Below are 26,991 nucleotides of genomic sequence, written 5' to 3'. Positions count from 1 at the left end.
ACCCGGCCCGCACACCGCGGGCCCCGGGCGGCGGGTCGTGGGTAGCGGATGGCGGGGTTACGACAGGAGTGACAGGCGGTGGGCGGCGGCGGCCGCCTCGCCGCGCGTGGTGACGCCGAGCTTGCCCAGGATGTTGGAGACGTGCACGCTCACCGTCTTCGCCGAGATGAACAGCTCCGCCGCGATGTCCCGGTTGGTACGCCCCTGAGTCACCAGGCGCAGCACCTCCAGCTCCCGCGGCGTCAGCAGCTCCGACGGCTCCTGGGCCTGCTGGAGCCCGCCCACCCGGCGCGACAGCGCCTCGATCTCCTCGACCAGCGGGGTCGCGCGCAGCGCCCTGGCCAGCGGCAGCGCCGCCTTGAGCCGGACGGCCGCGCCCTCCCGGTCGCCGTCCCTGGCGGCCTGGCGGGCGGACCGGGTCAGGGCCTTGGACTGGTTGTGCGGGCGCCCGAGCCGTTCCCAGGCCGCCGCCGCGCCGTCGAAGTCGCCGGCGTACGACATCCGGTACGCCTCCACGACCGGCCCGCTGACCCGCAGCTCGGCGGCCACCTCGGCGGCCTGGCGGCGTACCGCGGCGGCGCGGTCGCGTTCGGTGTCCTGGGCGGCGTCGCAGACCGCGCGCACCGAGGAGAGCATCCGCCAGCCGAGCATGGCCTTGCTCGGCTGCCAGTGCGTGAGCACCTGCTCCGCCTCGGCCAGCGCGCCGTCGGGCCGGCCGGTGACCAGGTGGTAGGTCATGCGCAGGCGGGCGTTGTTGATGATGTCCTGGACGAACTCCTCCGAGCGGTCCTTGAACGCGCCCACCTCCGACATCAGGGCCTCGACGAGCTGCAGCTCGCCCCTGGCCATGGCGATGTCGGCGCGCACGCGCAGCAGCGCGAACCGGGTGCGCAGGACGGGGCCGTGGCTGAGCGCGTTCTCGACCACCTCGATGGCCTCGTCCCAGCGGCCCAGCACCTCCAGCGCCTCGGCCCAGTTGTTGGCGATGAACGTGCCGCTGCCGCGCAGCCGGCCGTACTTCTTGGCGATGCGCCAGCCGTCCTCCGACAGGCGCAGCGCCTCGTCCTCGCGGCCCAGGTCGAGCAGGGCGTCGATGCTGTTGCCGAGCGCCCGGGTGATCAGCTCGCCGGCGTTCTCCTCGCGGCCGATCCGCAGCGCCTGGCCGTTGATGGCGATCGAGGTCTCGGCGTCGCCGTTCAGCGAGTGGCCGAGGGCCTGGTTGATCAGCAGGCTGGCTTCGAGGCCGCGGTCGCCGTAGTGCCTGGTCAGGCGGAGGCCCTCGGCGATGAGCCGGCCGGCCTCCTCGATCTTGCCGCGCAGCATCAGGTGGCGGCTCAGCGACGTGACGACCTCGGCCCGGTCGTGGCTCTCCTCGGGGACGAGCCGCAGCGCGTGCCGCAGGTCGTCGATGACGCCGGGCTGGTTCTTGTTGTTCTTGAGCCCCGCCCGGCGCACGAGGAGCTGGGCCACCCGGACGGGCTCGCCGGTCTCGTCCAGCTCCGACAGCGCGCCCTTGACGAACCGCAGCCCTTTGTCGGCGTCACCGCCGGCGCCGGCGGCCGAGGCGGCGCGCTCCAGCACGGCGGTGTGGTCGGCGCCGATCAGCTCGGCCGCGTCCGGCACCCGGTCCCAGAGCATCAGCACCCGCTCCAGCAGCGGGACGGCCTCGGTGTAGGCGTAGGCCTTGAACGACTTGCGCGCCGCCTCCCAGGCCGAGATCAGGGCCCAGCGGTCGTCGCGGGCGCCGTACCAGTGGTGGGCCAGCTCGACGGCGGCGCGGCCGGGCGGGACGAGCGAGCGGTCCTTGGAGATCTCCTCGGCGAACCTGACGTGCAGGCGCTGGCGCTCGCCGGGCAGCAGCTCGTCGTGCACGGCCTCGCGGATGAGGGAGTGGCGGAAGACGTAGGCGCGGTTGTCGGCGATCTGCAGCACGTTGCGGGCGATGGCCGGGCGCAGCGCGGTCTCCAGCTCGATGTCGGACAGGCCGCTGACGGCCGCCAGCAGCGCGTGGCCGACCCGGTTGCCGCCGGCGGCGGCCACCCGCAGCACGCGCTGGGTCTCCTCGGGCAGGCGCTCGACGGAGCTGAGGATGAGGTCCTGCATGGATTCGGGGAACGTGCACTCCTCGCCGCTCTCCAGCATGGCCTCGACGAACAGCGGGATGCCCTCGCTGCGCTCGTAGACCTTCTCGACCTTCGTGTACTCGGGGGTCTTGCCGAGGATCGCGGTCATCTGCTGGGCGACCTCGTCGCGCGACAGGCGGGGCAGGTCGAGCCGGTGCACGCCGTGCACCCGGCCCAGCTCGGCCAGGACCGGCCGCAGCGGATGCTGGCGGTGCAGGTCGTCGGAGCGGTAGGTCATCAGGATCAGCGCCTGCGGGGTGTGCAGGTTGCGGCTGAGGAAGGCGATGAGGTCGCGGCTGGAGCGGTCGGCCCAGTGGATGTCCTCGATGACGAGGATCGTGGGACGGCTGTCGGCGAGGCGTTCCAGCAGGGTGAGGAACTGCTCGAAGAGCCGGGCGCGGCCGGTGTCGGTCTCGCCGTCGCCGTTGGGCTCGCCGAACTCGGGCAGCAGCCGGGCCAGGTCGCGCTCGGCCCCGTCGGGCAGCAGCCCGGCCACGGCGGCCGGGCCCTGCTCGCGGACGAGCTGCCGGAGCGCGGCGGTGAAGGGCGCGTAGGCCAGGCCCTCGGTGGACAGCTCCACGCAGCCCCCGAAGAGCACGTGGGCGCCGCCGGCGGCACTCTGCTCGGCGAACCGCTGGACGAGCCGGGTCTTGCCGACGCCGGCCTCGCCTCCCAGCAGGACCGCCGTCACCGTGCCTTTCCTGGCCTCGTCGAAGCTTTCGGACAGAGCCGCCAGCTCCTCTTCCCGCCCGACGAAGACGGGACTTACAGAACGTCCCCGCATGTCATCCAGCATTTCATGCAACATCCGATGCTCTCGACGGATTTATGGCTGTTTGAGCACGTTCGTCCTACGGATGTCCTTCATGCGACATCCGTCTTTCGCGAGGCGCCGAGCCCGCCGGCCGCCGCCGGCGTTACGGGGGGATCGAGACCCGGCCGCGAGCGAGGATGCGGCCGGGCTCTCGTGGGGCGGTCATGAGGAGCGGCGCTTGCCGAAGAACGAGCGGCGCTCGCTCTTGTTGCCACGCTCGGCCTCGCGTACGCGGCGGTGCTCGGCGGCGGCCCTGCGCAGCTCGCTGGCCTGACTCTTCATGAGCTCGAACTCGATCTCGGGGTTCATCTTCTCTCCTGTTGTCTCGTGTCGTTTCCCGACACCTTCAAGACTCGGGCTAAGGCCCGCCCCGGCACATCGGGTGGATGCCTTATCTCCGGCGCGCGAAAGGCCCCGGCATACCTAGGACCTGCGCCTCAGGTGCCCTAAGGTGGTCCGGTTTGGAGGTAGAGGCCCTGGTCGGCGATGCTGTCTAGGTGTCAACTCTGACTACCTCGCTCGCGGACGTCGCTTCGTCCGACGCGGCGCTGCGAGCATTTCTGCACGGCCTGCCCGGGGTCGACCGGGTCGGCGCGGACCAGCGGGCGGCGATGCTGGGCACCCGTTCGATCAAGACCTCGGCCAAGGCGCAGGCGATCGACCTGGCCATCTCCATGGTCGACCTGACCACTCTCGAAGGCGCCGACACGGCGGGCAAGGTGCGGGCCATGTGCGCCAAGGCCGTGCGGCCGGGCGGTGACGCGCCCTCGGTGGCGGCCGTCTGCGTCTATCCCGACCTCGTCTCCGTCGCGGCCGACGCGCTCAAGGGCACCGGCATCAAGATCGCCTCCGTGGCCACCGCGTTCCCCAGCGGGCGCACCTCGCTGGAGGTCAAGGTCAGCGACACCTCGCTGGCGGTCGCGGCGGGCGCCGACGAGATCGACATGGTGATCGACCGGGGCGCGTTCCTGTCCGGGCACTACATGAAAGTCTACGAGGAGATCGTCGCGGTGAAGGCGGCCTGCGGGGCCGCCCACCTGAAGGTGATCCTGGAGACCGGCGAGCTGTCCACCTACGACAACGTGCGGCGGGCGTCCTGGCTGGCCATGCTGGCCGGCGCCGACTTCATCAAGACCTCCACGGGCAAGGTGTCGCCGGCCGCCACGCCGCCGGTGACGCTGATCATGCTGGAGGCGGTGCGCGACTTCCGCGACGCGACGGGCCGGCAGGTCGGCGTGAAGCCGGCGGGCGGCATCCGCACCACGAAAGACGCGATCAAGAACCTGGTGCTGGTCAACGAGACCGCGGGCGACGACTGGCTGACCCCCGAGTGGTTCCGGCTGGGCGCCTCCTCGCTCCTCAACGACCTGCTGATGCAGCGCCAGAAGCTGGCCACCGGCCGGTACGCGGGCCCCGACTACTTCACCCAGGACTAGCCGATGTTCGAATACGCACCCGCGCCCGAGTCGCGCGACGTCGTGGACCTGAGGTCGTCCTACGGGCTGTTCATCAACGGCGAGTTCGTCGAGGGCTCGGGCCCCTCCTTCAAGACCGTCAACCCGGCCACCGAGGAGACGCTGGCGGAGGTGGCCACCGCCTCCTCCGACGACGTCGACCGCGCCGTGCAGGCGGCGCGCAAGGCGTTCGGCGCCTGGAGCGCGCTGCCCGGCAGCGAGCGGGCCAAATACCTCTTCCGCATCGCGCGGCTGATCCAGGAGCGCGCCAGGGAGCTGGCCGTGCTGGAGTCGCTCGACAACGGCAAGCCCATCCGCGAGTCGCGCGACGTGGACCTGCCGCTGGTCGCCGCGCACTTCTTCTACTACGCGGGCTGGGCCGACAAGCTGGCGTACGCCGGGTTCGGCACGAAGCCGCTCGGCGTGGCCGGGCAGGTCATCCCGTGGAACTTCCCGCTGCTCATGCTGGCCTGGAAGATCGCTCCCGCGCTGGCCTGCGGCAACACGGTGGTGCTCAAGCCGGCCGAGACGACCCCGCTGACCGCGCTGCTGTTCGCCGACATCTGCCGCCAGGCCGACCTGCCGCCCGGCGTGGTCAACATCGTCACCGGCGCGGGCGAGACCGGCGCCGCCGTGGTGGCCCACCCCGACGTCAACAAGGTGGCCTTCACCGGCTCCACCGAAGTCGGCCGGATCATCGCCAGGGCGGTGGCCGGCACGAACAAGAAGCTCACCCTGGAGCTGGGCGGCAAGGCCGCGAACATCGTCTTCGACGACGCGGCCGTCGACCAGGCCGTGGAGGGGATCGTCAACGGGATCTTCTTCAACCAGGGCCACGTGTGCTGCGCCGGGTCGCGGCTGCTGGTGCAGGAGTCCATCCAGGAGGAGCTGCTGGCCGCGCTCAAGCGCCGGCTCGGCACGCTGCGGCTGGGCGACCCGCTGGACAAGAACACCGACATCGGCGCGATCAACTCGGCCGAGCAGCTCGCCAAGATCCGCCGGCTGAGCGACCTCGGCGAGTCGGAGGGGGCCGAGCGCTGGTCGCCCGCGTGCGAGCTGCCCGGCAGGGGCTTCTGGTTCCCGCCGACGCTGTTCACCGGGGTGGCGCAGTCGCACAGCATCGCCAGGGAGGAGATCTTCGGCCCCGTCCTGTCGGTGCTGACCTTCCGCACCCCGGCCGAGGCCGTGGAGAAGGCCAACAACACGCCGTACGGGCTGTCGGCGGGCGTGTGGACCGAGAAGGGCTCGCGCATCCTGTGGATGGCCGACCGGCTGCGGGCCGGCGTGGTGTGGGCCAACACGTTCAACAAGTTCGACCCGACGTCCCCCTTCGGGGGCTACAAGGAGTCCGGGTACGGCCGCGAGGGCGGGCTGCACGGTCTGGAGGCCTACCTTGATGTGTGAGCACCGCCGGTCCCGCCGCGGGCAGCGGCGGGCCCAGGCCACCAGGGGGCACGCCTTCGCCAGGGCCGGCCGCCCCGTCCGCACCGGCTGGTACGCCCACCGCTGCGGCGTGAGCCGCTGCCACCAGGTCTTCGTGCCGGTGCAGATGTCGCAGGAGTCCACGTGGAGGGGTCGGGGCGATGAGTAGGTTGTCCGTCAAGAAGACCTACAAGCTGTACATCGGAGGGGCGTTCCCGCGCTCGGAGAGTGGAAGGTCCTACCCCGTGACCTCGGCCAAGGGCGAGTTCGTCGCCAACGCCTCACGGGCCTCGCGCAAGGACGCCCGTGACGCCGTGGTGGCCGCGCGCAAGGCGTTCCCCGGCTGGTCGGGCGCGACGCCGTACAACAGGGGGCAGATCCTCTACCGCGTCGCCGAGATGCTGGAGGGGCGGCGCGCGCAGTTCGCCGACGAGCTGGGCGGCGGCAAGCGCGCCGCGCTGGAGCAGGTGGACGCGACGGTGGACCGGCTGGTCTGGTACGCCGGCTGGTCCGACAAGATCACCGCCGTGCGCGGCGCGGCCAACCCGGTGGCCGGGCCCTACTTCAACCTGTCCACCCCCGAGCCGACCGGCGTGGTGGCCGTGGTGGCGCCCGCCGACCCGCTGCTCGGGCTGGTCTCGGTGGTCGCGCCGGTGATCGTGACCGGCAACACCTGCGTCGTGGTGGCCTCCGAGCCGGCGCCGCTGGCCGCGATCACCCTGGCCGAGGTGCTGGCCACGTCCGACCTGCCCGGCGGGGTCGTCAACATCCTCACCGGTCAGCAGGCCGAGCTGGCCCCCTGGCTGGCGGCGCACATGGACGTCAACGGCCTCGACCTGACCGGCGTCACCGACGCCGACCTGGCGCTGCGCTGCGAGCAGGAGGCGGCCGAGAACCTCAAGCGGGTCCTGCGGCCCGCCAAGGAGGACTGGGCGGCCGATCCGGGGACCGGCCGCATGACGCGCTTCCTGGAGACCAAGACCGTCTGGCACCCGGTCGGCCACTGAGCGCGGGGCCCGGAGCCTCACCACTGGGTGAACAGGCTCCGGGCCTTCAGGTCCGCGACGAGGTCGCGCGGCAGGGCGGGGCAGGCGTTCACGCAGACCTCCTTGAGCGAGGGGAACGTGAGCGCCGCGCCCAGGTCGCTCAGTTCGCGGCAGTCGTAGAACTCCAGCTTGCGCAGGGCGGGCAGCCGGTCGAGGTCGCCGAAGGCGCGCAGATCGGTGCAGGCGATGTGGAGCTCCTCCAGGTGGAGCAGCCCCGAGAACGGGGTGAGGTCGGCGAGCCGGTCCATTCCCTGGAGGGTCAGCACGCGCAGGGCGGGCATGCGGGCGAGCGCGGAGAAGTCACGCAGGTCCTCCGCGTAGACCAGCTCGACCTCCCGCAGCGACGGGTGCCCTTCGAGCCCGTCGAGCGAGGTGAGCCGCTGGTCCCTGTCGATGGTCAGCCGTTCCAGCGCGGGCAGCCGCGACAGCGGGCGCAGGTCGGGGAGCCCGGCGGGCGGCAGGCCGAGAGACGTGAGGCGGGGGTGGTGGCCCAGGCCGTCGAGGCTCTTCACCTTCGTGCTGCCGCCGAGCCAGAGCGTCTCCAGCGCCGTCATGACGCCGATGCCGTCGAGACCGGTCAGGCGGGTGCTGTGCAGGCTCAGCTTGGTGACCGCGCCGAGGTCGTGCAGCCCCTCCAGGCTGGTGATCTTGGTACGGCTCAGGTCCAGCTCTCTCAGCCGGCGCAGCCCGGACAGGCCGCGTACGTCCTCGACGAACCGGCAGCCGCTCAGGTCGAGCTCTTCGAGGGCGGGGAACGCGTCGCCGAACCCCGCGACGCTCGCCACCGCCGAGCCGCGCAGGTCGAGCCGGCGCAGGCGGTGCAGGGCGAGGAGCGGGGAGACGTCGCTCACCTGGCGGCAGTTGGGCAGGAGCAGCGCCGTGAGCCCGGTGAGCGCGGCCAGCGGCGTCAGGTCGGTGAGGGCCGCGCAGCCGTCCAGGTTCAGCACGCGCAGCCCGGTCAGCGCGGACAGCTCCGACAGGTCCGTCAGGCTCCTGCAGCGGTCGAGGGTCAGGCTTTCGAGCATCGTCAGGTGCCGCAGCCCCGTGAGCGAGCCCTGCTTGCGCAGCTCCAGCTCGGTACGCCCCTCCGCGGCGAACGCCGGCGCCAGCACGCGCTCCGCGAAGCCGTCGCGGTCGAGCGCCTCGGACCAGAGCTTGACCAGCTTGTCCGTGCCGGGCCGGGCGATCTCGGCGTAGTCGGCGGCCAGGGTGAGCACGTCGTCGCCCCGGCCGCCCAGCGCGAGCCGCCGGACGGCCTTCCAGGCGTTGGCCGGGGACGCGGCCGGCAGCTTGGCGCGCAGGGCGGTCAGGTCTGAGGGTTGGATCATGGCACGAGACCTTAGGGGGCCCGGCCGACAAACCCCAGGGCCAGTGCTCCCGATCACTGCTCCGAATCGGTGCTCGGGGTCGGTGGCCTAGAAGGAGAAGCCGGGTGGCCGGAGCGGCGGGTGGGCGGCCTGGAGCTGCGCCGCCAGGCCCAGCAGGTGGGGCTCGCCGCCGGGCGGGGCGATGAGCTGCACGCCGATCGGCAGCGCGGTGGAGTGGGTGGCCATGGGGACGGTCATCGCGGGCCAGCCGCACATGTTCCAGGCGCCGGTGGCGGGGGCGTAGCCGACGTTCGTCCAGGCGTTGCGCAGGAAGCCGCGCTCGCCCCAGCGGTCGGCGCGCGGCGGGATCGCGGCCAGCGCGGGCATGACGAGCGCGTCGGCCCGGCCGAACCACTGGTCGGCGCCGTAGCCGCGCCAGCGCTCCCGGCCGCGCGCGCCGTCCAGGCTGAGCGCGCGCAGCACCCGGCCGGCGCGCGCCAGCGCCCTGGTGCGCCGCTCCAGCCCGCCACCCACGCCCGCGCCACGCCCGCGCCCGGGCGGGTTCGTGCCGGGTCCGGGCGGTGGGATCGGGCCGTCCGCAGGGGTTCCCGGGCCGGGGCGGGGCCGGCCGAGGGTGTCGGCGGAGGTGGCGGCGCGGGTCAGCCAGGTCGCGATCGTGGACAGGCCGAGCCAGGCGGGCAGCCGGCGCTCGTGCTCCACCACCGTGTGCCCGGCCACGCGCAGCGTCTCGGCCGCGGCGCGTACCGCGGCCCTGAACTCCCTGTCCATCCGCAGCCCCGCCGGCAGCGGTTGTGGTGCGAAGGCCACCCGCAGGTCGAACGGCTCCGGGCTGACGGTCGGCGGCTGCGGCTCCCACACCTGGTCGTCGTCCGCCCACACCGAGCGCAGCATGCGCGGCGGCGGCTCGACGCGCCGCCCGCCGCGCCACGACTCGGCCAGCGTCGGGTCGGCGGCCAGCACGGACAGCGCGAGCGCGAGGTCGGCGACGGTCGTGGCCAGCGGGCCGTTCTCGGTGAGCCCGTCCCAGTCGTCCGCCGGCGGGGGCACCAGGCCGAGGCCCGGCTTGATGGCGAGCACGCCGCAGCACGCCCCCGGGATGCGCAGGGAGCCCATGCCGTCGTTGCCGAGCGCCAGCGGCACCATGCCCGCCGCCACGGCCGCCGCGCTGCCCGCCGACGAGCCGCCGGAGGTGCGCGAGAGGTCCCAGGGGTTGCGTACGGTGCCGTACGGGCTGTCGCCGAAGGCCACCAGCCCCAGCTCCGGCAGGTTCGTCAGCCCGACGACCACCGCCCCCGCCGCCCGCAGCCGCGCCACCGTCACGTGGTCCTCGGCCGCCGGCGCGCCGGAGGTGGCCGCCGAGCCGCCGCGCGTGGCCTCGCCGGCCACCTCGAGGTTGTCCTTGACCGCCACCGGCACGCCGGCCAGGGGCAGCTCGGCCAGGTCGCGCCGCCGCTGCAGCAGCCGCGCCTCGTCCACGGCCTGCTCCCTGACCCGCCTGAAGGCCCCGATCCCGGGATCCCGCGCCGAGATGACGTGGAGGTGCTCCTCGACGACGGTCGTGGCCTTGACCTCGCCGTTCCGCACGGCCGTCGCGATCTCGATGGCGGACCTGCCTGCCCACACCATGACTAGAGTGTGCAGGTTTTCACTCATCGTTGCGAGGTCGCTAGGGTCGATTCACGTGAACGGACCTTCGCTTGCCCTCCGCCAGCGCTCCCTGGGCGACCCCTCGGCCGAGTTCCCCTTGTTCCCGCCGCTGACGCGGGGCTGCCCCAAGACCAGCACCGACGAGATCGCCTACCCCTTGGAGGTGGTCTACGACTACGCGAAGGTGGACCGGGAGCTGTTCGCCCAGGAGCCCGGGCCGGACCTGGCGCGGTGGTCGCCGCTGCTGCCGCCGCTCGACGCGCCCACGCTGGGCGAGGGCGGCACCCCGCTGGTGCGGGTCGGCGACGTCTACGTCAAGGACGAGTCGCGCAACCCGACCTGGTCGCACAAGGACCGGCTCAACCGCGTCGCCGTGAGCGCCGCCGTCGCCGCCGGCGCGCCCGGCGTGGTCGTGGCCTCCTCGGGCAACCACGGCGCCTCGGCCGCCGCCTACGCCGCCCGCGCCGGGCTGCGGGCGATCGTGCTGACCTCGGCGCAGTCGCCGCCCGCGGTGCAGGCGTTCGTGCGGGCGTACGGCGCCAAGGTCGTCTCCATGCCCGGCGAGAAGCGCTGGCCGCTGCTGCGGGAGGTGGTGGAGCGGCTCGGCTACCACCCGGTCAGCAACCAGACCGTCACGCACACCGGGCACCCGTTCGGGCCCGAGGGGTACAAGACGATCGCGTACGAGGTGTTCCTGCAGCTCGGCGAGGTGCCCGCGGCCGTCTTCGTGCCCACCGGCTACGCCGAGCTGCTCTACGGGGTGTGGAAGGGGTTCGCGGAGCTGCGGCTGCTCGGGCTGACGGAGAAGGCTCCGCGGATGTTCTCCTGCGAGACGGCCGCCGGCGGGCCGCACGCCAAGGCGCTGGCCGCCGGCGCGCCCGCCGCGATCGTCGAGCTGGGGCCCACGGACGCGTACTCGCTGGCCGGGACGGTCGGCGGGCACCGGGGGGTCGCCGCCGTGCGCGACAGCGGCGGCGAGGCGGTGCTCGTGACCGACGAGGAGATGCGGCGGGCGCAGCGGGAGCTGGGCAGGGCGGGGCTGTGGCAGGAGCTGTCGGGGGCGGCCGGGCTGGCCGGGCACCGCAGGCTGCGGCGCGACTTCGACGGGCCCGTCGTCTGCATCGCCACCTCCAGCGGGTTCAAGGACGCGGGGGTGGGGGGCGAGCGCCATCCCGTCATCGAGAACCCGACCCTGGACGACCTCACGTCCTGAGCCCGAGCCCGAGCCCCGGTGCGCTGAACGGGGGGTGGCACTGGCCGACCTCAGCGCTTGAGCCGGGACGCCAGCTCTTGAGCCGGGCGACGTCAGCGCTTGAGCCGGGACGTCAGCGCTTGAGCCGGGCGACGTCAGCTCTTGAGCCGGGACCTCAGCTCTTGAGCCAGACGCGCAGCGGGCCCGTGGTCGTGAAGCCGTGGCGGAGCGCGGGCTCGGGGTCGCTCTCGTAGCCGACCAGGGGGCGGCCGGGGAACAACTCGGCCGCCATCGCCAGCACCCCCGGCCAGGCGACGTCGGGGTCGCCGAACACGTTGGACACGCCCACCGCCGGGCCCGTCGCCGTCAGGACCGCGCCGCAGCCCTCGGCCGGCGCGTGCACGACCGTGACCTCCTCGAGGAGCGCCGGGCGGAACAGGTCGGCCACGCCGCACGCCGCCTCCCAGCGGGCGAGCGCGGCCTCGTCCCTGACCACCTCCCACGTGGCCTCCGCCCGCTCCGGGGCGTCGCGGTGCAGCCACCACGCCTCGAACAGCACCTCGAAGCCCGGCAGGTCGAGCGTGGCGAAGCTGTCCTTCACCGAGGCGCCCGGGCCCGCGTCGATGTGGTCGAGGACGTCGGCCGCCGTCGCCGCCGGCGAGAGCGTGACGGCGTCGGGGTAGAGGGGCGGGGTCCTGACGGGGTTGGTCCAGGCGCGGTCGGTGAACGTGCCCGGCCTGCCGTGGGCGCGGCACATCGCGTCGCACCACTGCGCGTTGTCGTGGGCGGCCACGGCCTGCCAGTCGCTCATCGTCTTCCTTTCGTACGGCGGGTGGGCGGCGCGGTGAGCGGGTCCTCCGGCCAGGGATGCCGGGGGTAGCGGCCACGCATCTCCGCGCGTACGGAACGGTAGCCGTCCCGCCAGAACGAGGCCAGGTCCGCCGTCACCGCCAGCGGCCGGCCCGCCGGGGAGAGCAGGTGCACCAGCACCGGCACGCCCGCGATGCGCGGCGTCTCCTGCCAGCCGAACAGCTCCTGCAGCTTCACCGCCAGCACCGGCTGCCCGCTCTCGTCGGAGTAGTCCAGCCGGACGCTGGAGCCGCTGGGCACCTCGATGCGCTCGGGAGCCGTCACGTCGAGGCGCTCGCTCCACGGGATCAGCCGTCGCAGCGCGGTCGCGACGTCGATGCGTTCCAGGTCGGCGCGGCGGCGGGCCCTGGACAGCTCCGGCTCCAGCCACTGGTCGGCCAGGCCGGCGAGGTCGTCCATCGGCGGCCAGGGGGCGCCGATCGCGCGGTGGCAGAAGGCCAGGCGGTCACGCAGCTCCCTGGCGGGTCTCGTCCAGGTCAGGACGTCTTCCGTGCGCAGGCCGTACAGGATGGCCGGGCGGACGTCGGCGTCCTTGAGCGGGGCGGACGACAGCTCGATCGCGCCCAGGCGCTCCACCCTGCGGGCCGACACGTCGCCGCGGCGCTCGCCCGGCGGGACCCGCCAGGTGACCTCGTCCTCGGTCGTGGTGCCCGCCGCCGCCCGCGCGGTGGCCTCGTCGATGACGACGGCCTGCCTGACGCGGGCCGAGGCCGAGCCGGTGGGACGGTCGGCGATCGCGACGGCCAGCCATTCGGCGGTACGGAGCTTGGAGTTCTCGGCGAGCTGGGCCTGGGTGCCCGAGGCCATGAGGTAGCCGCCGCCGCGCCTGCGCGCCACCCGCTCGGGGAACGCCAGCGCCACCGCCATCCCCGCCAGCGCGTCACCGGACAGACGCCGGTCACCGGGCGGGTGCCGGTCACCGGGCGGCCCGGGGTCGCCCGGTTCCGTGCCGCCGGGGCGCTGGGTGCCGGTGGCGGGCGGTTTCCGCTCGGCGGGGCCGGCCTGGGCCGCCGTACGGCGCAGGCGGGCGGCCTCCTGGCGCCAGCGGGCGGCGAAGCCGGTGCCGCCGCGGCGGGCCGCGCGCCAGACCTCCACCAGGTCGTCGGGCGACTCGCGGGGCAGCTGCTCCGACAGCAACGCCACCACGTCGGCCGCCTCGGGCCCGAGGTCCAGCAGGACCCTGGCCAGGCGCGGGTGCACCCCGGCCAGTGCCATCCGCCGCCCGCGCCCGGTCACCCTGCCGCCGTCGAGCGCGCCGAGGAGCTCCAGGGTGCGGGTGGCGGCCGACATCGCGGCCGGCGGCGGCGGGTCCAGCAGGGCCAGGCCCGCGGCGTCCGGGACGCCCCAGCAGGCGGCCTGCAGCGCGAAGCCCGTCAGGTCGGCGAGCGCGATCTCCGGGCGGGCGTGCTCGGCCAGCCGCTCGTGGTCGGCCGCCGCCCAGCAGCGGTAGACGGTGCCGGGGGCCTCGCGGCCCGCCCGGCCGGCGCGCTGGGCGGCCGACGCCTTCGAGACCCTGACCGTGGTGAGGGAGCCGAGGCCGCGGGCGTGGTCGGTACGCGGCTCGCGGGCCAGCCCGGCGTCCACCACCACGCGCACGCCGGGCACGGTCAGGCTCGACTCGGCGACCGACGTGGCCAGCACCACCCGGCGGGCCGCGCCCGGGGTCAGCACGGCGTCCTGGACGTGCGGCGGGGCCTGGCCGTGCACCTGGAGCACGTGCGCCACGTCGCCCGCCAGCATCGCGGCCACCCGGCCGATCTCGGCCACGCCGGGCAGGAAGCAGAGCACGTCGCCGTCCCGTTCGGCGAGCGCCCTGCGCACCACCGAGGCCACATGCGACAGCAGGGCGGGATCGACGCGCAGGCCGTGCGGCGGGGCGACCGGGCGCGGCGGCGGGGCCCAGATCGTCTCCACCGGGTGGGTGGCGCCGGTGGCCGCGACGACGGGGCCGCCGATCAGCGCGGACCACGGGCCCGCGTCGGCGGTGGCGGAGGTGGCCAGCAGGCGCAGGTCGGGGCGGAGCGTGTCGCGTACGTCGAGCAGGAAGGCCAGGGCCGTGTCGGCGTCGAGGTGGCGTTCGTGGCACTCGTCGAGCACGACCGCGTCGACCCCGGCCAGCTCCTGGTCGCGCTGGAGCCGCTGGAGCAGCACGCCGGTCGTGACGACCTCGACCATGGGGTTCGCGCCGGTGTGGCGTTCGCCCCTGATCGTGTAGCTGACGCCCATGCGGCGGGCCGCCGCGCGCACGGCCAGGCGGCGCGGCTCGGCCACCAGCACCCGCAGGCCCGCCTCGGCCAGGGCCAGGGGGACCACCGTGGTCTTGCCGGTGCCGGGCGGCGCGGTCAGGACCGCGCTGCCGTGGCGGTCGAGGGTGGCGAGCAGGCCGGGCAGGACGTGCCTGATGGGCAGCCCGTCGTCAGACCGGGGCATGGGCTTCGACACCGCTCGGCCGCCCGGCCGGGGCGTCCGCGGCGACTCGCTGGTCGCGGGCGGCCTGGGCCTCGTGGAGGGCCGCGGCGGACAGGACCGCGTCGAGCAGCCCCGGGAAGCGGGTCTCCAGGTCGGCGCGGCGCAGGCTCATGTACTTCAGCCTGCCCTCCTGCTTGGTGAGGACCACGCCGGCCTCGCGCAGCGTGCGGTAGTGGTGCGAGGCGGTCGACTTGTGCACGCCGAGGTCGTCGCCCGCGGTGGTGCAGTTCATCTCGCCGGCGACGGACAGGCGGAGGGCGATCTGCAGGCGCACGGGGTCGGACAGCGCGCGCAGGACCTCGGTGAGCTCGATGTCCTCCGTGGCGGGGTGCGGCAGCAGACGCATGGTCAAACCCTACCTCCGGCTAATTGTTTGACATCGGTCCAACTATACGTCAGTTTGATGGGCATCAAACATTCTGGCTGGAGGGCTGCATTGAGTTCACGGCTGTATCCGATGGCCGCCGGGAATTTCGCGATCGGCACGGGCATGTTCGTGACCGCGGGGCTGCTGCCGCCCATCTCCGCCGACCTGGGGGTCTCCCGGTCGGCGGCGGGGCAGCTCATGACGGTGTTCGCGCTGGCGTACGCGGTGTTGTCGCCGCTGCTGGCCGCGCTGACCGTGCGCATGTCGCGCAGGACGCTGTTGCTGGTGGCCATGGGCGTGTTCGTGACGGGGAACGTGCTGACCGCGCTGGCGCCGACGTACGCGCTGGTCCTCGTCACCCGGGTGGTCGCGGCGGCGGGGGCGGCCATGTTCACGCCCACCTCGTCGGCCGTGGCGAACGCGCTGACCCCGCCCGAGCGGCGCGGGCGCGCGCTGGCGCTGGTCATGGGCGGGCTGAGCGTGGCCTCGGCCGTCGGGGTGCCGCTCGGGACCTGGCTGGGCGAGGCCGCCGGGTGGCGGGCCACGTTGTGGATGGTCACCGGGCTCGGCGTGGTCGGGCTCGTCGGCGTGGCGGCCCTGGTGCCCGAGGTGCGGATCGCGGCCTCGGGACGGCTGCGGGAGAGGTTCGAGCCGTTGCGCGAGCGGCGGGTGCTGGCGGTGATGGTCACGCAACTGCTGTTCTTCGCGGCCGGGTTCAGCGCCTACACCTACATCGGGTCGCTGTTCGACCTGCCGCTGCCGGCGCTGCTGTGGGCCTGGGGGCTCGGCGGCATCGTGGGGAACGCGGTGGGCGGGCGGCTCACCGACGCGTACGGGCCGCGCCGGATGATCCTCATCGGGCTGGCCGCGGGTGTCGTCTTCCTCGCGCTGATCCCCGTGGCGAACCTGGCGCTGCCCGTCGCGCTCGTGTGGGGCTTCCTGTGGGGCGCGGTCGGTTGGCTGGTCGCGCCCGCCCAGCAGTTCAGGACCGTCACCGCCGTGCCGGGCAACGTGTCGATCGGGCTGGGGCTGCTGTCGTCGGCCCAGTACGCCGGGCTGTTCGTGGCGGGGGTGGCCGGCGGGGCGGCGCTGGAGGCGTACGGCCGGACGGGGGTGGTCGTGCTCTCCGCCGGCCTCGGCCTGATCGGCCTGCTGTTCACCCTGGCCACCTACCGCCCGGCGGCCACCGCCCCCTCCTCCGGCCCGCTCGAGAACCGCGCCCCGGCCTGACCCCTTCGAAGCCGGCTCTCGGCTGGTCGGGCTGTGGGGTGTGAATTAGTGGGAAATTTCGGGAGTCGTCGTGCGGAGTCGTTGCCAGAATGGCGGATGTGTTGAATGACCCCGACGCCCGAGACGAGCCCGCGCCCCCGGAGAGCGACCCGCGTGACGAGCCGGCGCCCTTCGGCACCGTCGTCGCGCTGACGGCCGCCTCGGCGGTGGCGGTCATGGTGCTGGCCGCCCTGCTGTCCCATCCGCCGAACCTGAAGTTCCTGCTGTTCGGCCCGATCGTCCTCGTGGTGTTCGAGGTGGCCGTCCACGAGGTGTGGTGGAAACGGTGGTGGGGCGCGATCCCGGGCGCGGTGATCGGCCTGGCCGCCTACTTCGAGGGCCGGGCCGCGCTGGCCGACATCGTGGGGGACGGATGGGCGCATCCCCTCGCGTACGTCACCGCCTGGGCCCTCTTCGCCGTCGTCTTCGCCTGGTGCAGCCGCTACCCCCGCCGCTTCTGAGGGGAGCGAGGGGGCCGTCGCCGGTCGCGTTGAGCACCGGCCGGGCGGCGGCTCCGTAAGTGGTGACGCGCCCTCAGGCATGGAGCGGGTGACTCGGTCGTCGTTTGGGCGCAAAGCCGTGAAAGGCTCATATCCATGGATCGGCGACGCGGCATCCCGCAACTACTAAGCTACTTGTCGGGAATGACGTGGCACTCGACGCAGGCCGCAAGAGAGACGATGATTGATGATAACGCATCTCAGACTCGAGAATTTCAAGGCTTGGGAAGACAGCGGTAATGTCGAGTTCGGTCCGATAACAGCCCTCTTCGGCAGCAACTCTTCGGGAAAGACCAGTTTTCTGCAGAGCCTGCTCCTGCTCAAGCAGACCGCCGAGTCGTCGGACAGAGGCCGCGTCTTCGATCTGGGTGGCGGGCCGGCTTCACTCGTGAGCCTGGGAACCTTCAACGACATCACGTTCCAGCACGATTCCGAGCGCACGGTCGGCATCGAGATCGGGTGGCGCGAGAGCCGGGTGTTCGAGATCCAGAACACCGAGACGAAAAAGAGAAGCCCGATCGCGGCGAGCCGGGACCTCAGTCTGCACGCGCGGGTCCGGGAGGTGCGATCATTTCCGGTGGTGCAGCAGATCGAGTACGGCATGGGCCGGCTGAGTTTTTCTCTGACACGCAGCAGGAGTGGCAAAGACGAATACGTGCTCAGCTCCAACGACTACCACTTCAAGCGCGTCACGGGCAGGCCGTGGCCATTGCCCGCGCCGGGGAAGTTCTACAGTTTCCCTGACCAGGTGCGGGCGTACTTCCAGAACGCGGCCTTCCTGTCCGACCTGGAGCTGCAGTTCGAGAAGCTGTGCGGCCGCATTTATTATCTGGGCCCCCTGCGGCAGGATCCGGCGCGTCAATACATCTGGTCGGGTGGGCGACCTGTCGATGTCGGGAGGAGGGGCGAACTGGCGGTGGAGGCGCTGATCGCCTCGCAGGCCGACGGAAGGACCAACGCACGCGGTTTCGCGGTCCGGAAGGACGGTCTGCGCCGTACCAGGCTGATCAGCGTGGAGGAGCACGTCGCAGCCTGGCTGCAGGAACTCGGGCTGATTCACTCCTTCGCCGTCGAGCCGGTCGACGACAGGGGGACCCTGTACCGCGTGCAGGTGAGGCGCTCGCCTGCCAGCACGCCGGTCCTGCTCACGGATGTCGGCTTCGGAGTCAGCCAGGTGCTGCCGGTGCTGGTCCTGCTGGCGTACGCGCCTGAGGGGTCGACGGTGCTCCTTGAGCAACCGGAGATTCATCTGCACCCCGCCGTGCAGAGTGGATTGGCGGACGTGGTCATCGAGGCAGCGAAAGTCCGCAACATCCAGGTCGTGGTCGAAAGCCATTCCGAGCATTTCCTCATGCGCTTGCAGCGCCGTATCGCCGAGCGGGAGATCGGCAGAGGGGTGACCTTGGAGCCGGATGACTGCCTGCTCTACTTCTGCCGGACGGAAGGCGCCGCCTCCAGGGTGGACAGGCTGGTGCTGGACCCCTTCGGAAACATCACCAACTGGCCGGATGATTTCTTCGGCAACCAGTTCGAGGAGGCTTCTGCCATGAACCGGGCGGCACGCAGGCGAGCGATTGACGAGAAGTCGGATTGAACCATCCCGCGCGTGTCGTGATCGACACCAACGTACTGATCGTGGCGAACGGGAAAGCCCATCACGTGGGTTCCGCCTGTGTGGAGTCGGCCATCGCGCTGCTGGAGCACACGGAGAGCCGCGGGATCGTCGTGCTCGACAGCTCCTGGCTCATCTTCGAGGAGTACGAGAGATACTGCTCCTTCAAAGGACAGCCGGGGGTCGGAGACCGCTTCTTCCTTCATCTGCATCATCGGCAGGCAGACCGCCGTCACGTGCACAGGGTTGACATAACTCCGGACGGTCGCGGCTCGTTCGAGGAGGTCCCGGAGGGCTTGCGGGCGTTCGACCCGTCTGATCACAAGTTCGTGGCGACGGTCGTGGCAGACGGGCGTCAGGCGGTCGTGGTGAACTGCGCGGACTCGGACTGGCGTGAAGCGGAACAGGAGCTGAAGCAGAACGGGATCACCGTGGTCGAGTTATGCGGTGACTGCCGAGCCTCCCGGGACCGGTGATGCCTCAGCGATGGCGAGGGCGGAGCCTGCGCCATCGCTGTCTGCTGAGCCTTCGGCGCAGGCGCATGGCCCGGTGATGAGGCCGGTGGCGGCCGGCCGAGCGGATGTGGCGAGGATCTCGACGAGCCGTCCGCGCCTTCCGGGGTCAGGCCGAGCCGGCTGGTGCTGCTGAAGGGATTGAGCGGCCGGCACGTCGCAGCCGGGTGGCGGTCAGGCAGAGCAGGGTGACGGCGGCGAGGGCGAAGGCGGCGTTGCCGGCCAGGTCGATCTCCGGCGCGACCGGTACGGCCGGCGGTTGCGGGAAGCCGTGCCAGGCGTACGTGAGCACCCCGCCCGCCGCCAGCGCGAAGCGTTGCCCCGGGCCCCAGCCCGGCCGGCGGGACCAGCGGGTGACGAGCACGGCGGCGACGGCGTACACGGCGAGGTAGATCGCCAGGACGAGCCAGGCGCCGAGCGCGTCGAGGGCCAGCGTGGCCGCCCAGAAGGCGCCCGCCGCCACCAGCGAGAACCCGAGCGTCACCCACGGCCCCGGCGCCCGCCCCGGGGACTCGGCGAGGCTGCCGGAGGCCGGAAGCGGCGATCCGCCAGGGGCGGAGGCCGGAAGCGGCGATCCGTCAGGGGCGGAGGCCGGAAGCGGCGACCTGCTGTCAAAGGCGGATGCCGGGAGGGACGGTCTGGTGGCCGGGGGGCGGATGCGCAGGGCGAGGAGGATCAGCAGGGCGGCCGGAAGAAGCACGGCGGCGAGCTGGATGGCGAGCTGGGTGACGGAGGGCTGGTGCGCGGCCGGGTCCACCAGGGCGCTGCCCACGGCTCCCAGCACGAACAGCACCCCGGCCACCACCAGGCCGGGCAGGCGCAGCCACGGCTCGGTGGCCCTGGCCGGCGTCGTCGCCTCCATGACGGCGATGGGCACGCAGATGCTGCCCACGGCGTGTACGCCGCCCAGCACGAAGGCCGTCCACCAGGCGCTGACGCCGATCCCGGGGAGCCAGGCGTACTGGGTCAGGTCCATCCCGGCGTACCCCGGGTTGAAGAGGGAGCGGGTCACCAGGCCCTCCTCCAGCAGGGCGTAGGCGACGGCGAGCAGCACGATGCCCGGCCAGCCCACGCCCCGGCGCCGGGCCAGCTCGCGGATGAGCAGCGCGCCGCCGCCGTACAGCGGGGCCAGGGTGATGAGCGCGAACAGCATGGTGACGGGCAGGTTGCCCAGCAGGAACTCACCGATCAGCGGTGACAGCAGGAAGAGCCCGATCGCGGGCGCGATGCGTTTTCCCATGTCCCCAGCCTCGTGGCGAGGTGACGGCGCCGGTAGTGACGTTCGTCAGAGCCAGCCCTTGCTCTCGGCGGTGCGGGCGGCCTCGGCGCGGTTGCGGGCGCCGAGCTTGCCGATGGCGGAGGAGAGATAGTTGCGTACGGTGCCGTCCGACAGGTAGAGGCGGCGGGCGATGTCGGCGATGGTGCCGCCCTCGGTGGCGGCGCGCAGCACGTCGCGTTCGCGGCTCGTGAGCGGGTTCGTCCCGGCGGAGAGGCTGGCGGCGGCCAGCTTGCGGTCGAAGACCCGCCCTCCGGCGTGCACCCGCCGCACGGCGTCGGCCAGCTCGCCGGCCCTGGCGTCCTTGACCACGTAACCGGCGACGCCGGCGTCCATGGCGCGCCGCAGGTACCCGGGGCGGCCGAACGTGGTCAGGATGATCACCCGTACGCCCGGCAGCCCGGCCGCCACCGTGAGGCCGTCGCGGCCGGGCATCTCGATGTCGAGCAGCACGACGTCCGGCCGCAGCGCGGAGACCGCGCCGGCCACCTCGTCGCCGCGGCTCACCTGGCCGACGACCTCGAGGTCCGGCTCCAGGGCGAGCAGCGCCGCCAGCGCCTCGCGCACGAGATGCTGGTCGTCGGCCAGCAGGACCCGGATCACGCCGCACCCGCCGCCAGGTGGCTCCGGATGCTCAGGGGGAGTCGGTTCATGTCTCACCTGCTGTCGGCGGGGTACGCGGGTGTTCAGGGGGGAGCCGGTTCATGGCTCGCCTGTCACGGGTACGCGGGCGCGGAGCAGGAAGCCGCCGTCGCCGGTGGGGCCGGCGTGGAGGGCGCCGCCGGCGAGGCGGACGCGTTCTTCGAGGCCGCGCAGGCCGTTCCCGCCCGTGGCGGTCGCCGCCGCGCCGCGTCCGTCGTCGCGCACCTCGGCGTACGCGTGCCCGTCCGCCACCCCCAGCCGGATGCGGCAGTGGCGGGCGCCGCTGTGCCGTACGACGTTCGTCGCCCCTTCGCGCACCACCCACGCCAGCACCGGTTCGAGGTCGGCGGGCAGCGGCGCGGCCGTCACCTCCAGCCGCACGCCCGCCGCGGACAGGGCGCGCCGCGCGCCGTCCAGCTCGCCGGGCAGCGACAGGTCGCGGTAGCCCGCGATGGCCTCCCGCACGTCGGACAGCGCCTGCCGGGACAGCTCCTCCACCTCGTCCATCTCGGCTCTGGCCCGGTCGGGGTCGGCGGTGACGAGCCGGCCGGCGAGCTGGCTCTTCACCGTCATCACGGCCAGGCTGTGGCCGAGGATGTCGTGCAGGTCGCGGGCGAAGCGCAGCCGCTCGTTGTCCACGGCCAGCCGCTCCACCTCGGCGTTGGCCCGGCTCAGGGCCGCGTTGGCGGCGTTCAGCCGGAGGAAGGCGCGGATGGCGGCGGTGAACACGGCGGTCTGCAGGGGGATCCACCACACCTCGGCGAGCGGGCTGCCGAGCAGGGGCAGCGCGAGCGCGATGCCGCCGATGGTGAGCGCGGCCGTGCCGAGCAGCGCCCGGTCGGGCAGCGCCGTGGCGGCCGCGGTGATGAGGAAGTACGACGTCGCGAACACCCACATCTCGCCCAGGAGCGGCGCCATGGCGGCCGTGACGGCGTAGAGCGCGGCCAGGGCGAAGGGGGTGGCGTTGCGGTGCGGCGGGTCCAGGGCCGTCCACACGACCCGCAGGTAGAGCAGGGCGAAACAGGCCACCCCGGCGACCACGAGCACCGCCGGGACGACGGGAGGGGACTCGGCCAGGAACTCGGCCACCGGCCACACCAGGACGACGAGATAGACGGAGGTCCGCAGCCGGCCCTTCATGTGCGTCACCTTATCCGGGCGCTCACCGGCTGAACCCTGACGAATGTCACGACTCAGGGCGGCAGCCGTGGACGAGCCGGCGTCTCGTGATCACGCGCCGCGCGAGCCGGCGTCGTGACCGCGCGCCGCACAGGACGGAGTCGTTGACGTCATCCGGGCAGGGGACGGCCGGTCGGCCCGCAGGCGGACGACGTGCGGCGGCGCGGCGGCCTACGGTCGGCCGCATGCTGAACGACCAGGTGACCTTCCGCCGCCTCACAGCGGGCACGCTGCTGATCGTGGCCCCCCTCCTCCAGGCCGTCGCCGTGGTCGTCGACCCCGGCACCTGGGGCGACGACCGGGAGGCGGTCAGCTTCGGCGCCGATCCGGCGCTCGCCCAGACCCAGTCCGTGCTCTACCACTGGAGCTGGATGCTGATGGCCGTGGCGGTCATCGGCCTGATGCACCTGACCAGGCGCCGGGCCACCGTGCTCGGCCACGTGTCGGGCGTGCTCACGGTGATCGGCTACCTCCAGCTCTCCGGGCTGCTGCTGACCGACCCGGTGGAGTGGTGGCTGGGCCAGCGCTACGCGCCGGAGGAGGCGCAGCGCATCCTCGACGAGATGATGAACCTGCCCGGGGTGGTCTTCGGGTTCCAGCTCCCGTGGATGTTCCTCGGCTTCATCGGGCTGCCGCTGCTGACGGTGGCGGTGTGGCGGGCGGGGTTCGTCGGGTGGTGGGTGCCGCTGCTGGTGGCGGCCGGCTATCTGGGCGGGTTCCTGGTGCCGTACGGGCCGGGCACGGTGCCGTTCTGGACCGCGCCCGTCGCCGCCCTGGGCTGGACCGGGCTGAAGATCCTGCGCATGGGCGACGACGCGTGGGCGTCCTGTTACCGGGCCGCCGCCGTCAGCCCTGTGCCGGAATCCAGCCCGCGGTGACCGCGAGGATGATGAAGAGGCCGAGGATGATCCGGTAGACGACGAAGATCGTGAACCGGTGGGTGCTGATGTAACGCAGGAACCAGGCCACCGCCGCGTAGCCGACGACGAACGAGATCACCGTGGCCAGGATCGTCGGGCCCCAGTCGGGCGCGCGGCCCTCGCCGATCTCGAAGATCTCCAGCAGGCCCGAGGCCAGGACGGCCGGGATGGCCAGCAGGAACGAGTATTTCGCGGCGTCCTCGCGGCGGTAGTCGAGCAGCAGGCCGGCGGTCACGGTGCCGCCCGAGCGGGACACGCCGGGGACCAGGGCCAGCGACTGGGCGAAGCCGTAGACGATGGCGTGGGTGAAGCTGAGGTGCTTCTCCAGGGTGAGCTTGTTGCGGGCGGTGTGGTCGGCGTACCAGAGGATGAGCGCGAAGACGATCAGCGTGGTGCCCACCAGGCGCAGGTCGCGGAAGGGCGACTCGATCTGCTCCTTCAGCGCCAGGCCGAGCACGCCGATGGGGAGCGTGCCGACGATGATGTACCACCCCATGCGGGCCGCCCAGTGGCCGCGCAGCTCCTTGACGAACAGGGAGCGGGTCCAGGTCGAAAGGATCTCCCAGAGCTCCTTGCGGAAGTAGATGAGCACGGCCGTCTCGGTGCCGAGCTGGATCACGGCCGTGAACGCCGCCCCCGGGTCCGGCCAGCCGACCAGGGCGGGGATCACCCGGATGTGGGCGCTGGAGGAGATCGGCAGGAACTCCGTGAGCCCCTGGATCAACCCCAGAACCACCGCTTCTAGCCAGCCGATCACGACTACACCTCTCGAGCACGCGCGGGAGTGACGAGGGTGAGGCTAGCGGAAAACGCGGGCCCGGCAGGTGTCGTCGCAATGCGGTGAGCTGGGCAAGTGCCCCGGCGGGCGGCATGTCGGGCGTTTCGGGCGCGGCTCTGAGCTGCCCGGTTGGGCCGGCCGTAACCCGTGGTACACCTCCCGGCCATCCGGCGCGAGCCGGCTTTCTACTGGCCCTTCCAGACGTGGGCGTTGGCGCGGGCGAAGCCGGCGAAGTCGCGGGCCGGGCGGCCGAGCGCCTGCCGCACGCCGTCCGCCAGGCGGGCGTTGCGGCCGTCCAGGACCTCGCCGAACAGCGCCACCAGGCCGTGCGCCTCCTCCTCGGTCACGCCCGCCGCGACCGCGCCGGCCACGTACTCCTCGGGCGTCACCCGCACGAACGAGATCGGCCGGCCGGTCGCCTCCGACAGCTCCGCCGCCACGTCGGCGAAGGTCAGCAGCCGCGGCCCGGTCAGCTCGTACACCTTGCCGGTGTGCCCCTCCTCGGTCAGGGCCGCCACGGCGATCTCGGCGATGTCCTCCACGTCCACGAACGGCTCGGGCATGTCGGCGACGGGCAGCGCGATGACGCCCTCGACCACGGGGCCGAGCAGGAAGTCCTCGCTGAAGTTCTGCATGAAGAAGGCGCAGCGCACGACGGTCCACTCGGCGCCCGACTCCTGGACGGTGCGCTCGCCGGCCTCCGCCTCCGGCTCGCCCCTGCCGGACAGCAGGACCAGCCGGCGCACGCCCTTGCGCACGGCCAGCTCGGTGAACGCCTTGACGTCGTCGTACGCGCCGGGGAAGGCGAGGTCGGGGTAGTAGGACACGTACGCGGCCGTGACGCCATCGAGGGCGGCCTCCCAGGTCGCGCGGTCCTTCCAGTCGAAGGCGGGGGAGGCGGAGCGGGACCCGACGCGCACGGGCAGGCCGAGAGTGGTGAGCCGGTCGGCGATGCGGCGGCCGGTCTTGCCCGTGCCGCCCAGGATCAGAATCGTCATGCGTCTAGTAAGCCTCCTGACCGGTAAGACTCTCCATGGTTGAGAAGCGCAATCCCATATGCGATCGTCTAGCCATGGACCAGCTCGCGGCGCTACTCGACGGCCCGAGGGCGCGTGGCGCCTTCCTGCTCCGCTCGATCCTGGATCCGCCCTGGTCGCTGCGCGTCCAGGACGAGGCGCCGCTGTCGGTGATCGCGCAGGTGCGGGGCCACTCGTGGATCGTCTACGACGGGGCCGAGCCCGTACGCCTGGAGCCCGGGCAGGTGGGCATCGCCCGGGGGCCGGAGCCGTACGTGATGGCCGACGACCCCGCCACCGAGCCGCAGATCGTCATCCACCCCGGCCAGCTCTGCACCACGCTCGACGGCGAGTCGGTCTACGAGGCGATGGACCTGGGCATCCGCACCTGGGGCAACGACCGCGACGGTGAGACCGTGCTGCTCACCGGGACGTACAACATGGAGGGCGAGGTCAGCCGGCGGCTGCTCGAAGCGCTGCCGAGGCTGATCGTGCAGCCGGGCGGGCCGATCATCACGCTGCTCGGCGCGGAGATCGTCAAGGACGAGCCCGGCCAGGAGGCGGTTCTCGACCGCCTGCTCGACCTGCTGCTCATCGCGGTGCTGCGGGCCCACTTCGCCACCGGCGAGGCGCCCGCCTGGTACCGCGCGATGAGCGACCCCGTGGTGGGCAAGGCCATGCGCATGATGCACAACAACCCCGCCCACCCGTGGACGGTCGCCGCCCTGGCCGCCGAGGTGGGCGTCTCCAGGGCCGCGCTGGCCAGGCGCTTCACCGAGCTGGTCGGCGAGCCGCCGATGGCCTTCCTCACCGACTGGCGCCTGGCCCTGGCCGCCGACCTGCTGCGCGAGCCCGACGCCACGGTCGGCTCGGTGGCCAGGAAGGTCGGCTACGGCAGCCCGTTCGCGCTCAGCGCCGCGTTCAAGCGGGTGCGCGGCATCAGCCCGCAGGAGCATCGGGCGGCCGTTCATTGAGACCCCTGCTCCTGCTCGACGTGGACGGCGTGCTCAACCCGATGGGCCGCCCCACGCCCGACTTCCGGCGCTACCGCTGCACGATCGGCGCCGAGGTCTACACCGTGCACCTCAACCCCCGGCACGGCCGCCGCCTGCTCGACCTGGCCATCACCACCGGCTCCGAGCTGGTCTGGGCCACCACCTGGGAGCACCACGCCAACGAGTGGATCGCTCCCAGGATCGGGCTGCCCGCGCTGCCCGTCATCACGATGGGTCCCGTCGTGTCGAGCGAGCACGGGGAGATGTTCAAGACGCCGCACGTGGCGGCGTACGCGGGGCGGCGGCCGTTCGTCTGGTTCGACGACCAGGTGTGGGCGGAGGACGAGGAGTATCTCAGGGTGCGTCAGGGTCTGAGCGATTTCCTGCTCGTCCACGTCGACCCGGTGCGGGGACTGACCAGCCGACATCTGGGCATGGCACATGAATGGCTGACCCTTACAGGGTTTTCTCAGGGTTCCTGACGGGAGTCTTGCGGCCACGCTGTCCGTTTCCCTCATAGGTCGCGAAAACCACACGGAGGAACAGCATGTACCGCTCTCGTGAGCACCGGATCATCGCAGGCGTCTGCGGCGGTCTCGCCGACAAGATGGGCCTGCCGCCCACCCTCGTACGGATCCTCTGGCTGCTGCTGTCGCTCATCCCGGGACCGCTCTGGATCGTCTACGTCGTGATGTGGATCATCATCCCCACCCAGCCCAAGGGCTACCCCACCGCGTAACCGCGGGTGGGCCGGAACGCCGGCCCCTGCCCGTCTCCGGGGTGGGCCGTGCACGCCCACCCTCCCGAGGGCTCCTGTCCGAAGGCCCGGACGCGGGCAGCTAACCCCTCGACGCCCCGGGCCCCCGAATGACGTCACGGCCTGACGATCCCGAGAGCCTTGAGGATGAGGTGGACATCGGTGGACGGGTCGCGCAGAAGGACGTCGCAGTTGGCCGCATGGCCGGAGACGCCCTGGTCGGCCGCCGGGGCGCAGCGGCCGCTCGGGCAGGCTGCGACGAGACGCTGAGCCAGGCTGACCGCCCGTTCCTGCCTGCCCTCCTTGATCAACTCCTCGAAATGGCGGGGCTCGACGAGCTTTCCGAAGTCCCCGAACTCCTTCACCCGTCGCAGTTTCGCCGGGATCACCGTACGGTCGCCACCGAGCGGGCCGGGCGGTCCTGACGCGAAGTGCAGCCAGAGCCACAACTCGAAATGCGGATGGGAGAAGGCGACGTTGACACCGCTCTGCCGGGCGAGGCGGAACGCCTCGTAGACGTCCTCGTTCTCGTCGCGGTCGAAGACCACCCAGAACTCGGTGTTCCTGATCCCCTTCGTGGTCTTCTTGAAGCGCAGGGCCTCGCGCACAGCCGGAACGGGCTTGTAGCCGTTGAACTGCTGCCCCTCGGTGACCTTGCGCGGAGTGAGCTGGATCTGGAAGTCGTGCTCGGCTCCGTAGCGGTGATTGAGGTGGTGAAAGTAGCTGCGTTCTGTCTGTCCTTCGCAGACGATGAACATAACCTTGTTCTTTCTGCGCTCGCCCGGCCCTGGACGCGGGGCCGA

26 protein-coding genes are annotated in these 26,991 nt (G+C 72.5%); 13 read left to right on the top strand and 13 right to left on the bottom strand.

Annotated elements, in window-relative coordinates; genetic code table 11:
- Positions 1-57: 57 nt before the first annotated feature.
- The gene (locus tag IO39_RS20195; RefSeq protein ID WP_245642079.1) at positions 58-2,907 is read right to left on the bottom strand and encodes an ATP-binding protein; all 2,850 of its coding nucleotides are present in this window, start codon (positions 2,905-2,907) and stop codon (positions 58-60) included.
- Positions 2,908-3,099: 192 nt separating this feature from the next.
- On the bottom strand, positions 3,100-3,246 hold the full coding sequence (locus IO39_RS56065; protein WP_169789084.1) for a hypothetical protein: 147 nt from the start codon (positions 3,244-3,246) through the stop codon (positions 3,100-3,102).
- 197 nt (positions 3,247-3,443) lie between these two features.
- Between IO39_RS56065 and deoC the strand changes: the two genes are divergently transcribed.
- Genes deoC through IO39_RS20175 form a run of 4 tightly spaced genes read left to right on the top strand, consistent with a single transcriptional unit; the run spans position 3,444 to position 6,820 of the window.
- A complete protein-coding gene (gene deoC / locus IO39_RS20190; protein WP_043625419.1) occupies positions 3,444-4,373 on the top strand; it encodes a deoxyribose-phosphate aldolase in 930 nt (309 codons plus the stop codon).
- A 3-nt stretch (positions 4,374-4,376) separates the two neighbouring features.
- Positions 4,377-5,795, top strand: coding sequence for an aldehyde dehydrogenase family protein (locus IO39_RS20185; protein WP_043625201.1), 1,419 nt, complete (start codon positions 4,377-4,379; stop codon positions 5,793-5,795).
- Entirely contained in the window at positions 5,788-5,982 is a 195-nt protein-coding gene (locus IO39_RS20180; protein ID WP_043625198.1) for a hypothetical protein, read from the top strand. The genes IO39_RS20185 and IO39_RS20180 overlap by 8 nt, the downstream gene beginning before the upstream one ends.
- Positions 5,975-6,820 (top strand): aldehyde dehydrogenase family protein, encoded by an 846-nt coding sequence (locus IO39_RS20175; protein ID WP_043625195.1) that lies wholly within the window; start codon positions 5,975-5,977, stop codon positions 6,818-6,820. The genes IO39_RS20180 and IO39_RS20175 overlap by 8 nt, the downstream gene beginning before the upstream one ends.
- Positions 6,821-6,837: 17 nt before the next feature.
- Here IO39_RS20175 and IO39_RS20170 read toward each other — a convergent pair whose 3' ends face one another.
- Entirely contained in the window at positions 6,838-8,187 is a 1,350-nt protein-coding gene (locus IO39_RS20170) for a leucine-rich repeat domain-containing protein (protein ID WP_052423104.1), read from the bottom strand.
- An 87-nt stretch (positions 8,188-8,274) separates the two neighbouring features.
- The gene (locus tag IO39_RS20165; RefSeq protein WP_043625192.1) at positions 8,275-9,813 is read right to left on the bottom strand and encodes an amidase; all 1,539 of its coding nucleotides are present in this window, start codon (positions 9,811-9,813) and stop codon (positions 8,275-8,277) included.
- A 55-nt stretch (positions 9,814-9,868) separates the two neighbouring features.
- On the opposite strand from IO39_RS20165, the gene IO39_RS20160 reads away from it, so the two are divergent.
- Entirely contained in the window at positions 9,869-11,047 is a 1,179-nt protein-coding gene (locus IO39_RS20160) for a threonine synthase (RefSeq protein WP_211267074.1), read from the top strand.
- A 154-nt stretch (positions 11,048-11,201) separates the two neighbouring features.
- Here the strand turns inward: IO39_RS20160 and IO39_RS20155 are convergent, their stop codons facing one another.
- Genes IO39_RS20155 through IO39_RS20145 form a run of 3 tightly spaced genes read right to left on the bottom strand, consistent with a single transcriptional unit; the run spans position 11,202 to position 14,711 of the window.
- Positions 11,202-11,837 carry a hypothetical protein gene (locus tag IO39_RS20155; RefSeq protein ID WP_043625190.1) on the bottom strand — a complete coding sequence of 212 codons (636 nt, stop codon included), beginning with the start codon at positions 11,835-11,837 and terminating at the stop codon, positions 11,202-11,204.
- Entirely contained in the window at positions 11,834-14,326 is a 2,493-nt protein-coding gene (hrpB, locus tag IO39_RS20150; protein ID WP_043625187.1) for an ATP-dependent helicase HrpB, read from the bottom strand. Before hrpB ends, IO39_RS20155 begins: the two co-directional genes overlap by 4 nt.
- Positions 14,313-14,711 carry an ArsR/SmtB family transcription factor gene (locus IO39_RS20145; protein WP_063765316.1) on the bottom strand — a complete coding sequence of 133 codons (399 nt, stop codon included), beginning with the start codon at positions 14,709-14,711 and terminating at the stop codon, positions 14,313-14,315. Before IO39_RS20145 ends, hrpB begins: the two co-directional genes overlap by 14 nt.
- A gap of 90 nt (positions 14,712-14,801) precedes the next feature.
- Here IO39_RS20145 and IO39_RS20140 point away from each other — a divergent pair, with 90 nt between their 5' ends.
- The 4 genes from IO39_RS20140 (at position 14,802) to IO39_RS20125 (ending at position 18,589) form a co-directional block, all read left to right on the top strand.
- Positions 14,802-15,962: an MFS transporter gene (locus IO39_RS20140; protein WP_063765310.1), complete on the top strand. Its 1,161-nt coding sequence runs from the start codon at positions 14,802-14,804 to the stop codon at positions 15,960-15,962.
- A gap of 98 nt (positions 15,963-16,060) precedes the next feature.
- Positions 16,061-16,462 (top strand): hypothetical protein, encoded by a 402-nt coding sequence (locus IO39_RS20135; protein WP_157548644.1) that lies wholly within the window; start codon positions 16,061-16,063, stop codon positions 16,460-16,462.
- A 226-nt stretch (positions 16,463-16,688) separates the two neighbouring features.
- Entirely contained in the window at positions 16,689-18,095 is a 1,407-nt protein-coding gene (locus tag IO39_RS20130; protein WP_043625178.1) for an AAA family ATPase, read from the top strand.
- Between the two features lie 17 nt (positions 18,096-18,112).
- Positions 18,113-18,589, top strand: coding sequence for a hypothetical protein (locus tag IO39_RS20125; protein ID WP_043625175.1), 477 nt, complete (start codon positions 18,113-18,115; stop codon positions 18,587-18,589).
- 145 nt (positions 18,590-18,734) lie between these two features.
- On the opposite strand, the gene IO39_RS20120 is transcribed toward IO39_RS20125, so the two are convergent.
- From IO39_RS20120 to IO39_RS20110, 3 genes are all read right to left on the bottom strand, one after another.
- Positions 18,735-19,865 (bottom strand): AF_0692 family protein, encoded by a 1,131-nt coding sequence (locus IO39_RS20120; protein WP_052423101.1) that lies wholly within the window; start codon positions 19,863-19,865, stop codon positions 18,735-18,737.
- Between the two features lie 45 nt (positions 19,866-19,910).
- Entirely contained in the window at positions 19,911-20,504 is a 594-nt protein-coding gene (locus tag IO39_RS20115; protein ID WP_043625172.1) for a response regulator transcription factor, read from the bottom strand.
- A 99-nt stretch (positions 20,505-20,603) separates the two neighbouring features.
- Entirely contained in the window at positions 20,604-21,683 is a 1,080-nt protein-coding gene (locus IO39_RS20110; protein ID WP_052423100.1) for a sensor histidine kinase, read from the bottom strand.
- Positions 21,684-21,907: 224 nt separating this feature from the next.
- On the opposite strand from IO39_RS20110, the gene IO39_RS20105 reads away from it, so the two are divergent.
- On the top strand, positions 21,908-22,600 hold the full coding sequence (locus IO39_RS20105; RefSeq protein ID WP_043625168.1) for a hypothetical protein: 693 nt from the start codon (positions 21,908-21,910) through the stop codon (positions 22,598-22,600).
- Here the strand turns inward: IO39_RS20105 and IO39_RS20100 are convergent.
- A complete protein-coding gene (locus tag IO39_RS20100; RefSeq protein WP_063765309.1) occupies positions 22,569-23,399 on the bottom strand; it encodes an undecaprenyl-diphosphate phosphatase in 831 nt (276 codons plus the stop codon). The two genes, IO39_RS20105 and IO39_RS20100, sit on opposite strands and share 32 nt — an antisense overlap.
- A gap of 206 nt (positions 23,400-23,605) precedes the next feature.
- Positions 23,606-24,418 (bottom strand): NmrA family NAD(P)-binding protein, encoded by an 813-nt coding sequence (locus tag IO39_RS20095; protein ID WP_043625166.1) that lies wholly within the window; start codon positions 24,416-24,418, stop codon positions 23,606-23,608.
- A 74-nt stretch (positions 24,419-24,492) separates the two neighbouring features.
- On the opposite strand from IO39_RS20095, the gene IO39_RS20090 reads away from it, so the two are divergent.
- From IO39_RS20090 to IO39_RS20080, 3 genes are all read left to right on the top strand, one after another.
- Positions 24,493-25,410: an AraC family transcriptional regulator gene (locus tag IO39_RS20090; protein WP_043625164.1), complete on the top strand. Its 918-nt coding sequence runs from the start codon at positions 24,493-24,495 to the stop codon at positions 25,408-25,410.
- Positions 25,407-25,913 (top strand): HAD domain-containing protein, encoded by a 507-nt coding sequence (locus IO39_RS20085; protein WP_043625160.1) that lies wholly within the window; start codon positions 25,407-25,409, stop codon positions 25,911-25,913. The genes IO39_RS20090 and IO39_RS20085 overlap by 4 nt, the downstream gene beginning before the upstream one ends.
- A gap of 65 nt (positions 25,914-25,978) precedes the next feature.
- Positions 25,979-26,170: a PspC domain-containing protein gene (locus IO39_RS20080; RefSeq protein ID WP_043625157.1), complete on the top strand. Its 192-nt coding sequence runs from the start codon at positions 25,979-25,981 to the stop codon at positions 26,168-26,170.
- A gap of 134 nt (positions 26,171-26,304) precedes the next feature.
- Here IO39_RS20080 and IO39_RS20075 read toward each other — a convergent pair whose 3' ends face one another.
- Positions 26,305-26,946 (bottom strand): RloB family protein, encoded by a 642-nt coding sequence (locus IO39_RS20075; RefSeq protein WP_043625154.1) that lies wholly within the window; start codon positions 26,944-26,946, stop codon positions 26,305-26,307.
- Positions 26,947-26,991 lie beyond the last annotated feature (45 nt).

Source organism: Nonomuraea candida (assembly GCF_000725485.1).
Taxonomy (GTDB): Bacteria; Actinomycetota; Actinomycetes; order Streptosporangiales; family Streptosporangiaceae; genus Nonomuraea; species Nonomuraea candida.
This window is presented reverse-complemented; position numbering and strand designations above follow the sequence as displayed.